We start from the raw sequence: 15,436 nt of genomic DNA, 5'->3' as shown, positions 1-15,436 counted from the left end.
ATACGGATGCGTTTTCGTACAGCAGGTTTTCGCACAACAATGTTAGGGAGCAGTTTATTTTTTGCCATTCTGCCGGTGATGGCAGCCGCCGCACCGGCAACGGCGGAGGTTATTATGGATAATGACGCAACAATTCCTGCGACAGCGTCCGGCCCGTTATTTGACTGTGACAGAGAACTGATAAAGCTGATTGCGGGCAGCAATCACGGGCTCGTCCGCGCGGAAAAGGTCACTGCCGACAGGCTGGGGATTTATATTGAAAACCGGGATATCAATGAGCTGGCGATTCAGCTCTCTGATACACGGCAAAAGCCCTCGCCGGAGTCACCGGGCGCGGGGCAACTGGGCTGGGTGACTTACAATATCAAAGAAAATACCCTGATGGCGACAGGGGCGGATGTGGAGCATCCCGTCCCGCTGACTTTCAGTGCGGCACAAGGTGAGCGCCTGCAATCCTGTCTGAAAAAAGAGAAAACGTGCCGGCAGATCCTCAGTACGCTCCGGTTAAAACCCTTTATTGCCATGTCGCCGGAGTGGCGCGTTACCGGCAAAGGCCGGGCTTATTTTTATGCAGCGCCGGCGGAACAGTGCCGCAATGATAATGCCTTTGTGGTGCCGGGGGATGTGCTTCAGGTGGTCGGATTACGGGCAACGGAGCCGGTGAAAGGGGAAAAAGAAGGCTGGCTGCTGGTGGCTTACGGCAATGCGCAGGGCTGGATTAATGTTAACCGGCTGGCGTCGCAGGACGACCTGTGTGATACGGCAAGCGAAAAAGCGGATAAACAGTATCAGGCCGGCCTGAAAAACAACAAACCCTCCTCATACAAATACAGTGTGATACAAAAACGTCTGCGTTTTTATGATGCGCCGGATAAGGCGTGTATTACTGATGCTGCGGATTTTGTGGTGAAAGATGATGCGATCTGGGTGGATCGTCCTCAGCCGTATCAGGGATTTGTTCATGGCCGTTATATACATCCGGCGACCGGCAAGGTCACGGAAGGGTGGCTGGAAGCAGACGGACTTAAAAGATGAAAAAGCGGATTTTAACGGCGGCACTGTTACTCAGTGGTGTATTTCTGTCAGGATGCAAAGAAAAAACATCGTCAGGTGAGCAGTATTATATTGTCAGCGATTTTAACATTCAGTTATTTGATGATAAACCGGCTGATGAATATGCCGGTATTGTCAGTAATATAAAAAAAAGCGGCGATAATATGTATCTGCGGGTTCAGCCGGATAAATCACTGACCTGGTACACACACCGGACTGAAAACGTTATTCATCCGGACAATGACGGTTATTATACTATTGATATCAACCGGTTCAGGTTAAATAACGCCAATCCGGATAAACCGCAGCTCATTTTTGATAAAAACAGTGCCTGCATCCGGGAGTGTGCCATTACGATGACACTGAAACCGGTGACGGAGAACGGCAATGAGATCCGGCTGATAAAAGCAAAATACGCGATGCTGACCGTACTGCTGTCGGCAGGATATTTGTCTCAGGCGGACGCATTTACACAATATCCTCCGGCCGGTTTTAACGGCAGGCACGTTAATATCGGCTGGCCGGACATATCCCCGCACAGCCTGAAGCTGAATTTCAGTGACACGCTGACTGAAATAAAACCGGATGATGATGACGATATCAAAACGTATTTATCCTGGTTTAATCTGCCGTATCAGGTGGATAGTATCCGTACTTATCATTATACCGGCAGCCGCTATCATAAAGGCGTGATAATCGCAGTAAAAGACAGTGATCCGGTGACAGATTTGCAGCCGGTTCTCAAAAAAATGAATGCGACCGTTTTTGATGAAGGACAGGGGGCGGTTTTCTATTCTGATACGGAATCGCTCACCGGATTGTATTATTATTACGATGCCCCGGCGCGCATTCTGTATCTTGCTGTATTATCTGATGGTTTCAGAGCGGTTTCTGACTCTTTTCTCCGCGATTATACGGTTATCCGCACACTGAATCCGGATAACGCCGGTATTATGGTTCAGGAAAGTGATCTGGCAGCAGACAACGCGACGTTTGAGAAAAAATTCAAATCACCGCTGAATGATTATAGTAATAAAGACAGTCTGGCCGGAATGGTGACAGACAAGGTGAATAACGCCATTGTTTCACCGGAATTCTTTTTCCGTTATCCGGAAAACGCAACAAACGGCAGAATAGGAATTGGCTTAAGCCGTTTATCCGGTTTCTTTACGGATAACCCGGTAACCGTATTTGCAACGTTACATAAAGCGACAACCGCAGAATTGCTGACGGAACTGAAAAAAGAATATCCGCAGGGCCGGATTTACCGTGATGTTTTCATTAACGACTCACCGCCGGTTTTTTATTTTCTCGGGGAAACAAATACCGGACTGACACTGAAGTATACATTTCAGTCAGAGAGTGACACCGGGAATGACCTGATGACTCAGGTGATTATCGCGCAGTTATTACGTCAGATTTCGCCATTACAGCTTAGTCCTGTTGATCCTGCCCGTCTGACGCATTTTCAGCAGTATCAGATGGACGAACGTTATATGAGCCCGGGATACAGAACCACAGAAGATAATGAATTTATCAGTTTCAACAGCCTGTTATTGCGTGCAGATACCGGTGACGTCATTATCCGTAATCCGCCGGAAAATCATACGGTTTACACGCGGGAAAACGGCCTGATTCAGGCGCGTGATGCGAATTTAAAACATGACGGCGATACCCTGAAACTGTATACCCAAAAAGGCGAATTTATTGTCAGCGGCAGACGCGTTGAATTTAATGATGCGGGGAATGCGGTTACCGTGACACAGTGCTGCGGAACCGGGGTATTTGATCTGAATTCGCGGAAGTGGCTGATTGAACCACAGTTTGCTTATATAGCCGATTATAATGGTTTCTATATTGCCAAAGTGCAGTTCCGGCAACCCGCTAAGGTTATATTTAATCACCGGGGTGACATTCTCGGCTACGGAACATCGATTATCACATCGGCCAAAAACCGTCAGATTCTTATCTTTGACGGCACAATTGACAGCGGCCGGTGGCTTAATGATGATGGCACCACATCAGAAAATCCGGTGGTTACCGAAACCATTACGTTACCGCAGGGAACATTTTATATTATCCGTATGGATGACCGGATTATGCTGCTAAATGAGCAGGCGGACGTCATTATTCCTGCATTTGATTACAGTAAATATAAAACCGGAAAAACCGGTTTATGGCTCTGGTCGGTCAGAGAACATAAATGGGTACAGCCTGATCTTGACCGGATATTCCGGAATTTATACGGATAAACCGAAAAAAGGCCGTTACAAAAAACGTAACGGCCTGCATTTATAATGGCATATTACAGCCCCAGTTCATTCCGCAGTTGCGCAATTTGTTCGCGCCACTGCTGTTGCAGAGCCGGTTTCTGATGTGCAGGTTTGCGCTGCAAATCCGCCGCCAGTTTTTCCTCCAGCGTAATCAGTGCCGCCAGCGAATCCTCCTCATCACAGACTGGTACGGACGGCACCAGAGCCGCCGGTAATGCACTATGGCCGGTGCCGGAATCCGCATTCAGGGCGAGGATTGCATCATAGACCTGATCCAGGTCGTGGTATTCCGTCAGCCGGTTACCGTCGATATACCAGAAGCGGTTACAGCTTTTTTCTATCAGTTCCCGGTCGTGACTGACCAGAATCAGACCGCCCTCAAACCGGCTGATTTCCTCTGCCAGCGCCTGTTTTCCGTCCATATCCAGGTGGTTGGTCGGTTCATCCAGCATCAGCAGGGAGTAATTGGCCAGACTCAGTCCGACAAACAGCAGCCGCGCCCGTTCTCCGCCGCTCAGGGCCGACACCGTCTGCTGATGACGCAGATACGGGAAACCGGCGCTGATCAGTGCCATCTTCCGCTGCTCATCAATCAGTGACGCGAATGGCTTCAGTGCATTCATCAGTGAATCACCGTCATGCAGTTGCGCCAGTTTCTGATCGTAATACCCCAAATGCACACGGGGATGCAGCACCAGCGGGCTGTCCGGCAGTGTCGCTTCCGGTTTCTGAGACTGCGACCAGATCATCCTCAGCAGTGAGGATTTCCCCGTACCGTTCGCGCCCATAACAGCAATGCGGTCACCGGATTTCACCGATACATTGTCTGTCACATACAGCGGCGGACAATTTTCTGCCGGAATAACAGATAACTGATTAAAGGCACACAGCCGGTCTGCCCGCAGGGCATCCCCGGTCAGTTTCAGTTGCCACTGACTGCCGATCGCCAGCTCAACCTGGTCATCCTGCAACCGGTCTATCTGTTTTTCCATCTGCTTGGCTTTACGGGAAAGGGCTTCGTTATCATACACTTTTCCCCATATCGCCAGCCGTTTGGCACTTACCGCAATCCGGTCGATCTCTTTCTGCTGCGCATTGTGGCGGTGCTCATCACTTTCATCCTGTTGCGCCAGCGCTTCCCGCGCCTGTGTGCAGGGCAGACGGAACACTGAAACGTTACCGTCCCGCAGCACCCAGGTGCAGTTGGTGACGTGATCCAGCAGGGCATTATCGTGAGACACCAGGATAAAGCTGCCGCGCCAGTTTTTCAGGAACTGTTCCAGCCACAAAATGGTCGGCAGATCCAGATGGTTGCTCGGTTCATCCAGTAATAATAAATCCGGCTGGCTGATCAGCGCCCGTGCCAGTAACAGCCGGGTATGCTGGCCGCCGCTCAGTGCGGTGACCGGTAACTGCCACTGTACGGGATCGAACCCCATCTCTGTCAGCAGCATTTCCGCCCGCCACATTTCGGACAGATGTTGTTCCGCCGGTAATTTTTCCAGCACGGCGTCTGCCAGTGACAGGGTATTGAGGGATTCCGGCAGATGCTGTTCGATATACGCCATAATGACGCGGTTGGCCGGGGTAATGGTGCCTTCATCCGGCGTCAGCTGGCCGGACAACAGCTTCATCAGGGTACTTTTCCCGCAGCCGTTATGACCAATCAGGCCGATCTTTTCCCCCTGATTCAGGGCGACAGAAATATCGGTTAACAACGGCGTGTGACCGGGATGGAATGACAGATTACGGGTTGATAATAATGTGCTCATAGCTTACTCAAATTTCAGGCATAACAATGCCATGGGTCATAAAACGCGATAACCCTGTAAGCTGAGGAAGGATGTTAAATTCAGTAAAGCTTCACTCAGGCAGGATTAACGCACAGCGTTAACAGAAAAGCCTAAGTTCTGACGATTACCAAAGAAATGTGAGAATTCAATCACATAACTTAATACCATAATTAGCCTCCTTATTTATTTTTTGAGTTGATGGATAAAGGCATCATACCATTGCCTGTGAATAACAGACAATGGCGGTGCTTAAACGGCCTTAAGGTTTGTTTTATGACAATGCGGCAAACAGCCGGGTATAAATCTGCTGTACGGTGTCGTGTTTTTTCCGGTTGTAATCCATGGTGTTACTGACTCCGTCTTTTGCCGTCATTTTACTTTGTGCATAAGCGGCAAGATCGTCCGGATGGCTTATCAGCCAGTCGCGGAACAAAATATGACGCAGATGCTCCGGGCAGCGCGGGGCAAATACATGCAGATTGACCTGCGGCTGCTCCTGTTTCAGCATCCGGTGCTGATACCACGAGGACTCGCGGACGGTATGTTCATAGCCGAGAGCAATCAGAGCCGGAAGCCAGGCATCTTCATTGGCCGGGTCGGTGACAATCAAGTCGATATCAATCACCGGTTTGGCCGCCAGCCCGGGAACCGCAGTCGAGCCGACATGTTCGACATGCAGAGCTTTATCACCCAGTGCATCCAGAATGCGCTGTTTTTCCTGTGCATAAACGGCGGGCCAGGCGGGATCATATTCACTGACCGTAATCTCTGCTGTGCGGGGTTTTCCGGCAACCCACGAGTTTTCATCCGGATCACTGTCCGCGAAGGTCATCACATCCTGCCGCTCCTGAGCCGACAGCAGCAGTGGCGGGCGGAACATATCACAATGCAGAATACCGTCTTCATCATAAACGTCTGAACAGACGGTAAAACCGCATTTTTCATAGAACGCGGTCAGATGTGCCTGCGCACTGATAATAATCCGCCGTGTACCGAAATGCCGGTGTACCGCCTGTACAGCGGCCGCCATCAGCGGATAGCCCAGTTTCTGCCCGCGAAATAACGGATTAATGACCACCCGGCCGATAGCTGCCGGTGCCGTGCTGTTTTCCGGCGGCAGAATACGACAGCAGGCCATAATTTCACCGTCCTGTTCCGCCCAAACGTGCAGTGCGGTGAGATCGGCACCGTCCGGGTCGAGATAACAGCAGATCTGTTCAACCACAAATACCGCGCTGCGCAGCGCCAGCAGGCGGTAGAGTGTCTGCGGGGAGAGGTCGTGCAGGGCGGCAGTCTGCCAGTTAATCGGTGTCATGTGTCTGTCCGTCGCTGGTAAAAGAATTATGCATCGTGCATAAAAATCAATATGTGCATCAGTAATATCATAATTACGGACCCCATTCAGCCTGATATCATCCGACGGGCATTCGATACAAGTGACAGCGTCACTCATCATTGTGGCAGAATAAACATAATCAGCTCATTATAGTGTGGGTAAGGCCATGTAATACCAGCCGTAAATATCCATATAGCGTTCGGTGGTGCGTGAGGTTTCGTATTTCACATCCTGAAAACCCCGGCGCAGATATAACTCTCTGGCTTTTATATTTAAGTCAGAGACATACAGTGATAACCGGTGAATGGCAGGATCCGCCCGCAACTGTGCGGTGATCTCATCGAGAATCTGATTGCCGATCCCGGTACCACGCAGTGATTCATCCACACACAGGTAGGACAGATAAGCCGTGTCCGCTGCCGGAATATGGACAAACATCTGAAAAATCCGGCGGATTTTCAGAAAGGGAATAAAACCGGCCCTGCGCAGGATAGCCAGAGAAGAAACCTGTGCCGGAGCATTCTGCGGCGGGTGTCTGACCCCGTAAGTCAGGCCGTACACGGCAACCAGTTTACCGTTACGTTTCACCTGAAAGTGACGGTCATACGGGTCACTGAGTCCGCGCTGCCAGAACATAGCCAGCACGGCCTGACGCTGTGCATCCGGCATGGTGCTGACCGTTTTGAATTTGGATGAAAATGCCTGATAAAACAGGGCAGTGGCAGGCTCTAACCCGGTTTCATCCAGACATTCTGTTATTAGTCTGCCGTTATCAGCGTCAGAGGTACTGTTTTTTATTATGTTTGTCATAATCTTCAATACAGAAAATGTGGTATTATAATAGATAGAGTAATCAGTCTGGTTTTTATTATCCGGCTTTTAGGGGAGACTTCCTTATGGAAAAATTAACGGAAAAGCAGCAGCGCAAACGCCGTCAGATCCTTGACGCTGCAATGCATTGTTTTATCGAAAAAGGTTTTCACTCCACCTCGACGGCAGAGATTTGTAAAGCCGCCGGGATGAGCCCCGGGAATCTGTTTCATTACTATCCGACTAAATACGCCATCATTGAAGCGATTGCGGAACTGGACGAAGATGACCACAAGGCGATTCTGAGTATCGGTGATGAGCAGGGCCATGCCGTAAATATCATTGAAAAAATGATAACGGCACTGATTATGTTGTATAACGAGCCGGGTTATACCCGCCTCAGCCTGGAGATTATCACCGAGGCAAGCCGTAACCCTGAGCTGAATACGGCTTTTGTTGTTAATGAGCAGCGGTTGCACGCAAAATTCTGTGATGTGCTCAAACGCGGGATGACCGCCGGAGAGATTGATCCGCAGCTGGATCCGGCACAAACTGCGTCCTGGCTGCTGGTGATGGCGGACGGCACGCTGGGGCGGGAACTGATGGAACCTGAGTTCAGCCGTGAGGCGTTTCTCTGCGGATTGCAGGTGTTGCTGAGAAAGGCGCTGAAGCCCTGAATCACGCTTCGCTGACTGTCCGCTGCATCACTGTGACCAGCTCGTCATTGATCACATCATCATACATAGCCTGCCAGCCCATCCGTGCATACATGGCCTGTTTATCCGGCGTGTAAAGATTCAGTGCTGCCAGGCGTCGCTCTCCGGCGGCGGCAAAGACGACCTGTGTCAGTGCGCTGCCGAGGCCTTGTCCGCGGGCAGCGGGCAGGGTGTAAATCTCGCCCGTCCACCAGTCCGCATTTGCCATGCGGCAGGTTTTCAGCTCCCGCCAGATCAGGCTGGCTGTCCCCGATAGTGCGCCGTTTTTATCGGTGGCGACAAACAGTATTTCACCGTTATCACCGTTCATCCGTTTTATCAGACGCGCCAGGATAATTTCCGCTGTCTGCCACTGCGGCAGTTCCTGCCATTCCTGATGTAAAACCTGAGCAATGCTTTCCAGCAGCGGTAAATCACCGGGTAAACCGGTAACCGGGCGGATATTCATGATAATGATGCTCCGTGGCTTTCAATAAGTTCGGTAATTAATGCCAGTACCGGCTGAAACAGCGCCCGGCTCTGTTCAATGGTGTAATCTGTCCGGCGGATCGCTGCTGTATGACCGTGCAGGGCATCCGCCAGCAGATGCAGAATAGCAGTCTGCCGTGACTCACTCAGCCCGCAGCTCGGATCCAAAATCCGTCCGGCAGTGGCCACCCGGGTGAGATACATATCAAAACCGGTCCGCCATTCATTATCCATATCATAAAACTGCGCCAGCTCAGGGGCGCGGTAACGCGGGTCATCATATTGTGTGGTCATTAATTATCTGTCCTTGCGCCGGGTCAGCGGGAGTGATGATTCCCCGACACTAACCTGAAACACTGAGAAATACCTTAAAAACAGGCTTTCTCCGGTGAATTGCGGCCTGTACGGTTTTCTGCAACGCACTGAAACGATAAACTCGGGGTAATTAATCAGTGATTACCGGGTACTCTTTCCGTTATGAAAAAAGTCTGTTTTTTTGATCTTCCCTTTGTCCGGCAGGATCACAACGCTAAACCGGAACATAATTACCGCCGTATCCTGGCGGGTGACTACGTGTTTTATACCTTTGCTTCTCAGTTCAGTGACAAAGCCGTGCTGAAAAAATTGCAGGAGGGGGACCGGGTCTTTATCGGTGCCCGTCCGCTGGCTGACGGCAGTTACTGGCTGCACTGGCTGGTATCGCCGGAGCACGGTAATCTGGACCCGGTGACAGAGGGCACCGGTAATCTGCGTAACCTGAAAAAACTGGCACTTTCCCTGGCGATGGTCATTTTATCTGTCTGGCTGTTTTTCACACAACTGTCGGGTGTGATTGCCGCGCTGATACTGATGCTCGTTTTCGGCGCGGGATTGTGGATGCTGGCATCGTCAGTTCAGGCACTGCTGGTGACCAACAGCAGAACCATGAAGCATCTTCTGAACGGTCTGACACAGATTAAAGCGGGGAATACCGCTATCTGTTCTCAGGCTGAATATCTGCTGCCCGGTACAACGAAAAACGCCCTGTCCCGGAAGCCGGGGGATGAAGAACGTTTCAATGAACTGGATTCGGTCCGCCCGGAAGATTACCGCTATGCGGAAAACCTGACACTGACCGGTGTGCAGGGAACCGTTACAGATCTCCGTTCTGTCCGCGATTTTACCGGCAGCGGTAAATCCCGCCGCGACTATATTGAATATTATTTTTTGTGCAGCGGCGTTCCGTTCACACTGCGTAACTATTACAGCTCAATGACAGAAGATATCAATCCGCTGTTTTTCCGCAGCCATCCGTTTTTTATTGCCGCGGATGATCCTGTCAATCTGATTGTCAATCAGCAGAAAGGTGTCATTACCGGTCTTTATAATGAACGTGATCACAGTGCTTACCTTAAACCGGACGGCATGGCGATATCCTCACAGCAGGTGAAACTGATGTATAAGATGTTTACCGGTATTTTTCTGGTGATGATGCTGCTGATGATGATTTTTATATTCAATGATTTGTGGAGTATTAAAGGCACCCCGGATAAATGGGACTGGCTGCATGCTGCAAAATCACTGGGTGGTATGGCACTGATGTTTATGATGGTTATCAGCGGAATTCTGCTGCTGATTGAAGTGGTGACGCTGCTTGTGCGGAAAAATTCAGCAGGGGCGGCCCGTTTTGTTTTTGTCAGGCAGATGCTGATACAGCTCAGAATCCGGAACGGCAAAAACACAGTTGTACAGGAAATTAACTGATGTTTGCAGACGGACGCACCCGGATTACGCTTCTGGCCATTGTGTTTATAACGTCACTGATGCTGACGTTTTCAGATTCGTTTTTTTCCGCGCCGGACAGAAAACGCATCCGCAGTTATCAGCCGGAAAAAGAAACCGTAAAATTATCCTCACGGGTCATCAGCTCTTTTCAGAACGGAGTGATGATAACCGGTGTCAGAGATGCTATGCGGGTTGATTTGGAGAGCTGCGACAGGGAAACCCGCACGTGCCGCCACAGTAAAAATGTGGGTTTTGACCCGGTAAAAGACACGGATATTCCGCTGCTGAACCTGAAAATATCTCCGGATAAAAAAGCGATCAGTGATTATCTGGAAAAACAGACCTATGAACTGAGACGCAGTGAAGTCTACGGCAGCAGACCGCTGGTGCCGGTAACCTATATTATGACGGAGCAGGACGGCGATTTGCGGGTCAGTGCTATGTTTATGGGACGGGCAGAAAGCCAGGCCTGTGATAAGCAGGGTCAGTGCCTGATCCTGTTTCAGGATTACGGGTCGTACAAAAATTATGTTTTCTATTCCGGGGACGGTGGTCAGAACTGGCGCTGGTTATCGCAGTGGCAGATGCCGGAAGTCGCGGGTGATGCAAAGATTATCGCCGTTACCGCACCGGGCAGCGGACTTATGGTTCAGAACAACACACTGTATCAGACGCGTGATTACGGACAAAACTGGCGTCTGTTGTTCAGTATGAACCACCGAAAAAAAAGAACCACCGACCGTTACGGGCAACAGTATGTCAGCCTGAAAAGCATTTACTGGCACTATAACGGTAACGGGCAGGTCGCGGCATGGATGGCGGATGAAAGAAACGACCCGGAAAATGTTGCCCTGGTCTGCTTTAATACCCGGACACTGAAAACGGAGTCTGATCTGCTTATCCCGGGGGAGATAGGTGCACTGGACAGCACAACCGGCGGTGAATTTTATTTCACACTGACAGAAAAAGAGCGCAGGCGTCAAAGTGTGAATCATCTGAACTGTAACGGGGATTATTCACCGGTACTGGAAACCGGCGGCAGTTATATTTCCGGTTTGTATGCCGGCACTGAGCTACTGATAGCTGAGTTACATTCAGACACCCGGGTATCGGATGATGGCGGGCAGAACTGGAATAGCGCAGCGGCACTCACGAAAGCATACGGGGAAACCGCGTTATTTGATAAATGGCACAACCGACTGTTTTATTTTCCTGACGGTAACTACAGCAGTACTCCGAAAGGAAACCGTGACGGACTGGAGTATGCCACCTCACCTGTGCAGTAAGCACATCCGCCGCTGTTTGTAACGACAGCGGCGGCGGGATCGTCAGGCTGTATTTTCTGCCGGAGATTCATTCATACTGTGGCGCAGTAAAAACATCACCACCAGAATCACAATACCGGTTGCCAGCCCGGCGACATTAACGGAATACCAGCCCGCGTAATAGAAGGCGAACCCGGCCAGCAGACTGCCGAGCGCCCCGAAACTGAAGATAAGAAAATCGGTCGCGCCCTGGATTTTTGCCCGTTCATTGCCGGTATAAGTGCGCGGCAACAGATGCGTGGTGCTGATCAGAATAAAATTCCAGGCCAGTCCCAGCGAGGTCATGGCAATCAGGAAATGGGCATAACTGTTGCCGGTCAGGCTGACTGCATTACTGATTAACAGGCAAATCACCCCAAGCCAGACAAAGCATTTTACCCCGGCCCGGCTGATCAACTGCCCGGTAAAGAAAGAGGGGGCAAACATTCCCAGGATATGACACTGAAATACAAAGGCGATTGCCGGGAATTCAAATCCCTGTGCTTTCATTGCCAGCGGGAACGCGCCGGCCATATATACCACTAATGCATATCCGGCTCCACTGACCACCGCGATCAGGATCAGCAGCGGCTGGGAATATAACTGCCGGTAAGGCCGGTTTGCCGTTGTATTACCGGTTTGAGCAGGAAGCTGAGCTTTCAGCGGTAAGAATGTCAGCAGAATAAAAGCCATCAGATAGATAGCCGTCAGCGCCCCGAACGTACCGAGGAACGGATAAGCCGCCACCAGTGTCCGGGTGGACATCGCCAGTGACGGCCCTATCAGCACGGCGATAATCCCGCCGCTCATCACTACGCCGATAGCCTTTGCCCGCAGAGCGGCAGGGGCTTCCTCCAGTGCGGCAAAGCGGTATTGCTGGGCGGTACCGATGGCAATACCGGTAAAGAACGTTCCCGCAGAGAACAGCAGCATGTTGTGTGTATAAATACCGGCGATTGCCAGTAATGCACCGGTCAGCCCGCCGATATTACCGAGAATAAACCCGGCGCGGCGACCGAAGCGCATCATAAAGTGAGCCATCGGCACCGAGGCGGAAATCAGGCCGATATATTGTGCCAGCAGCGGGATCGTGGCATGTGCCGGATCCTCCGCCAGTTGTGATCCGATAAGGACGGCAACGGAAAGCACCAGGGCATTTCCGGTGGTAAATAAAGCTAAGGCGGCGGAGAGCCAGTAAACAGAACGCGGCATAATAATTCCTTATTATTCAACAGAAAAAGTGAATAATGACATCAGACGGAAATCAGTATGCCGGATGATACAACTTCAAGTTAACTTTAAGTCAAGCGGGGTTTTTCACCGCTTTGCTTCTGTTTTTTTTCAGACTGACACTCAGGATTTTGCGGAACTTCGGGCACGCCAGATGGTTTTCTGCCGGACATTGCTCAATATGCAGCAATCCCTGTTTCAGATTTTGCATTTCGCGGATTTTTTGGTCAATTTCTGTGATTTTTGCCTGAATTGCCGTCCGTTCAATTCCTTTCGACGGCAGTTCGCTGAGCATTACCGCGATTTCATCCAGTGAAAAATGTCCCTGTCTGGCGAGAATGATCAGGGACAGCCGGGTCAGCACCTCTTCATCATAAATGCGGGTCAGGCCCTTACGCCCTGCAGGCGTGATCAGGCCTTTGCTTTCATAATAGCGGATAGTGGCGGTTGTCAGGCCGGTCAGTTCAGCGACACGGCCGATATTAATCATTTTCATACTGCATCACGCAGAGATGCCAGGGAGTGGATCTGTTTGCCGTCCGGGGTGAAATTATCCGCTGACAGCCACTGTTCCAGGGCGCGGTTAACTACCGGCCATTCACTGTCAATAATGGAAAACCATTCGGTGTCACGGGTGCGGTCTTTGACCACCCGCGCCTGACGGAAGCAGCCTTCATACTGAAAACCCAGACGCAGTGCCGCATTGCGTGACGGTGCATTGAGGCTGTCACATTTCCATTCATAGCGGCGGTAACCGAGGGTATCAAATACATATTTCATCAGCAGCCAGTGGGCTTCCGTTGACATTACAGTGCCGCTGAGCAGCGGGGAAAAATGGACGTGGCCGACTTCGGTGACGCCGTTTTTCTCATCGGTCCGCATCAGGGAAAACAGACCAACGGCTTTGCCGGTGTGTTTATCCGAGATCGTGAAAAACAGCGGATCCGACGATTGCACATTTTTTTCGGTGCGGGCGCGGTATTCATTCAGATCAGCCGGCGGCTCATCCGGCAGCCAGGTCCAGTAACGCCCGTCAGGGGCGAGTGAAAATGCCCGGTACAGGTCATCCGCATGGGCCGGGCTCAGCGGGTCGATCCGGCAGTGACGGCCTTCCGCACTGATGCGGGCAGGGTAAGGGCGGGCGCTCCAGTCCGGAACGATATCACCGACAATTTGTCCGAACGCATTTATCTGACTCATTTATTCTCTCTCCGCGCTGTTTTGCTTTCCTGTACTGTAATATGCTGAACGGGATGAGAAAAGAACCGGTTTTTTAAAATTCCAGAGAACCACTTCAGCGACGGGTACTCGCTGCACGACTTTCCGGCAGAATAATATTGATGCGGTAAAATAATGTTATTCAGATTAATAAAATGCCGGAGAATATTCCGGCGTTTTATTCTGTGCTAATCAGATACAGATCATTAAATATGGATATTTACTGATTATTTCCCGGAATATACTCTGGGGGAGTACATAACCGCGACGTATTCTCCGCTATAATCAGAAAAATAGTGGAAACAGAGACTGACAGGCAAATTATGGCGGTATTTCGTTATCATAATGTGATATTTCCGTAAATCTGTTAACAGACTCTGATCTGATGAAATACAGGTTAACAGTAATGAGTGAAGCAGTAAAAGAAACACCCGTTCAGCGTAAAAAGAAACTGAATGGCCGGAATTTTTCACAATTTTTTATCTGTCTGTCTGTATTACTTGCTGCCATGTTTTTTTCACTCTTTTACGGCAGCGTCAATATGGAGTTTCATCAGAAGCTGGATACGGTAATCAAAATTATTACCGGGGGCATCAACGGTGATGACCTCCTGCCGTATGAAACCATCATTTATAATATCCGTCTGCCCCGGATTATCCTGGTGGCGATTACCGGTGCATCCCTGTCACTGGTGGGGATCCTGATGCAGACGATAACCCGCAATGAACTGGCCGACCCGTATATTCTCGGGGTTTCCTCCGGAGCCAGCGCAGGGGCGGTATCGGCCATTGTACTCGGATTATTTGCATTTATGTCACCGTATAATGTCTATATCGGAGCATTTGCCGGGGGACTGATTTCCACTGCCATTATTGTCTTATTTAATTTCAAAAAGAGTAATATGACCAATCTGGTGCTGATTGGTATCGGTATTTCCAGTCTGTTTTCTGCTATCACTACTGCCATTATTTATCTGTCCAAGAATGAAAGTCAGGTTAAAAGCGCGATGTTCTGGATGCTGGGCAGTTTCTCCGGTATTAAATGGTCTTATATACCGCTGCCGCTGGTGGCATTAATTGCAGTATTAATTTTTTGTCTGTTATTCAGCAATGTACTTGATACGTTATTGTTAGGGGCGGATGCATCTGCACAATTAGGTGTAAATGTCGGAGCCATCAAGCTGGCGGTGATTATTTTATCATCATTTGTGGTGTCTATTATTGTGGCCAACGTTGGTGTTATTGCGTTTATAGGACTTATTATTCCGCATATTGTCCGTAATACCATTTCGGTGAAACACTTTAAGTTATCGCTCTATTCCTGCCTGGTCGGCGGTGCATTTCTGGTGATTATTGATACGATTTCCCGCAGCTGGTTTAAACCGGAGGAGATTCCGGTAGGTATTCTGACCTCACTGATAGGTGCACCGCTGTTTGTTTATATCATTATTAAAGCGAACAGGAGCCGGTAA

General features: G+C 50.1%; 14 protein-coding genes. 6 read left to right on the top strand and 8 right to left on the bottom strand.

Features of this window, described 5'->3' with window-relative positions:
• The first annotated feature begins 6 nt into the window (after positions 1-6).
• Together AB7038_RS00410 and AB7038_RS00405 are read left to right on the top strand one after the other, a co-directional pair.
• Positions 7-1,035 (top strand): hypothetical protein, encoded by a 1,029-nt coding sequence (locus AB7038_RS00410; RefSeq protein WP_369452580.1) that lies wholly within the window; start codon positions 7-9, stop codon positions 1,033-1,035.
• The gene (locus AB7038_RS00405) at positions 1,032-3,305 is read left to right on the top strand and encodes a hypothetical protein (RefSeq protein WP_369452579.1); all 2,274 of its coding nucleotides are present in this window, start codon (positions 1,032-1,034) and stop codon (positions 3,303-3,305) included. Before AB7038_RS00410 ends, AB7038_RS00405 begins: the two co-directional genes overlap by 4 nt.
• A 53-nt stretch (positions 3,306-3,358) precedes the next feature.
• Here the strand turns inward: AB7038_RS00405 and AB7038_RS00400 are convergent, their stop codons facing one another.
• The 3 genes from AB7038_RS00400 to AB7038_RS00385 form a co-directional block, all read right to left on the bottom strand.
• Complete coding sequence (locus AB7038_RS00400; RefSeq protein ID WP_369452578.1) at positions 3,359-5,098, bottom strand: ABC-F family ATP-binding cassette domain-containing protein; 1,740 nt, start codon at positions 5,096-5,098, stop codon at positions 3,359-3,361.
• Between the two features lie 292 nt (positions 5,099-5,390).
• Complete coding sequence (locus AB7038_RS18160) at positions 5,391-6,434, bottom strand: GNAT family N-acetyltransferase (RefSeq protein WP_440590454.1); 1,044 nt, start codon at positions 6,432-6,434, stop codon at positions 5,391-5,393.
• A gap of 168 nt (positions 6,435-6,602) precedes the next feature.
• Complete coding sequence (locus AB7038_RS00385; protein ID WP_368888309.1) at positions 6,603-7,265, bottom strand: GNAT family N-acetyltransferase; 663 nt, start codon at positions 7,263-7,265, stop codon at positions 6,603-6,605.
• Positions 7,266-7,351: 86 nt separating this feature from the next.
• Here AB7038_RS00385 and AB7038_RS00380 point away from each other — a divergent pair, with 86 nt between their 5' ends.
• On the top strand, positions 7,352-7,942 hold the full coding sequence (locus AB7038_RS00380) for a TetR/AcrR family transcriptional regulator (protein ID WP_368888310.1): 591 nt from the start codon (positions 7,352-7,354) through the stop codon (positions 7,940-7,942).
• Position 7,943: 1 nt separating this feature from the next.
• On the opposite strand, the gene AB7038_RS00375 is transcribed toward AB7038_RS00380, so the two are convergent.
• Positions 7,944-8,429, bottom strand: a complete 486-nt coding sequence (locus AB7038_RS00375) for a GNAT family N-acetyltransferase (protein ID WP_369452577.1) — start codon at positions 8,427-8,429, stop codon at positions 7,944-7,946.
• Positions 8,426-8,743 carry a hypothetical protein gene (locus AB7038_RS00370; RefSeq protein WP_369452576.1) on the bottom strand — a complete coding sequence of 106 codons (318 nt, stop codon included), beginning with the start codon at positions 8,741-8,743 and terminating at the stop codon, positions 8,426-8,428. Before AB7038_RS00370 ends, AB7038_RS00375 begins: the two co-directional genes overlap by 4 nt.
• Before the next feature lie 183 nt (positions 8,744-8,926).
• On the opposite strand from AB7038_RS00370, the gene AB7038_RS00365 reads away from it, so the two are divergent.
• Positions 8,927-10,192, top strand: coding sequence for a hypothetical protein (locus AB7038_RS00365; protein ID WP_369452575.1), 1,266 nt, complete (start codon positions 8,927-8,929; stop codon positions 10,190-10,192).
• On the top strand, positions 10,192-11,499 hold the full coding sequence (locus AB7038_RS00360; protein ID WP_369452574.1) for a hypothetical protein: 1,308 nt from the start codon (positions 10,192-10,194) through the stop codon (positions 11,497-11,499). Before AB7038_RS00365 ends, AB7038_RS00360 begins: the two co-directional genes overlap by 1 nt.
• A gap of 42 nt (positions 11,500-11,541) precedes the next feature.
• Here the strand turns inward: AB7038_RS00360 and AB7038_RS00355 are convergent, their stop codons facing one another.
• From AB7038_RS00355 to AB7038_RS00345, 3 genes are all read right to left on the bottom strand, one after another.
• Positions 11,542-12,729, bottom strand: a complete 1,188-nt coding sequence (locus AB7038_RS00355; protein WP_369452573.1) for an MFS transporter — start codon at positions 12,727-12,729, stop codon at positions 11,542-11,544.
• Between the two features lie 91 nt (positions 12,730-12,820).
• On the bottom strand, positions 12,821-13,243 hold the full coding sequence (locus AB7038_RS00350; protein ID WP_369452572.1) for a MerR family transcriptional regulator: 423 nt from the start codon (positions 13,241-13,243) through the stop codon (positions 12,821-12,823).
• The gene (locus AB7038_RS00345) at positions 13,240-13,947 is read right to left on the bottom strand and encodes a GNAT family N-acetyltransferase (protein WP_369452571.1); all 708 of its coding nucleotides are present in this window, start codon (positions 13,945-13,947) and stop codon (positions 13,240-13,242) included. The genes AB7038_RS00350 and AB7038_RS00345 overlap by 4 nt, the downstream gene beginning before the upstream one ends.
• A gap of 424 nt (positions 13,948-14,371) precedes the next feature.
• On the opposite strand from AB7038_RS00345, the gene AB7038_RS00340 reads away from it, so the two are divergent.
• Entirely contained in the window at positions 14,372-15,436 is a 1,065-nt protein-coding gene (locus AB7038_RS00340; protein ID WP_368888317.1) for a FecCD family ABC transporter permease, read from the top strand.

Source organism: Morganella morganii (assembly GCF_041099235.1).
Taxonomy (GTDB): domain Bacteria; phylum Pseudomonadota; class Gammaproteobacteria; order Enterobacterales; family Enterobacteriaceae; genus Morganella; species Morganella morganii_E.
Note: the sequence above shows the minus strand (reverse complement) of the source record. Positions and strands in the feature narration are given on the sequence as shown.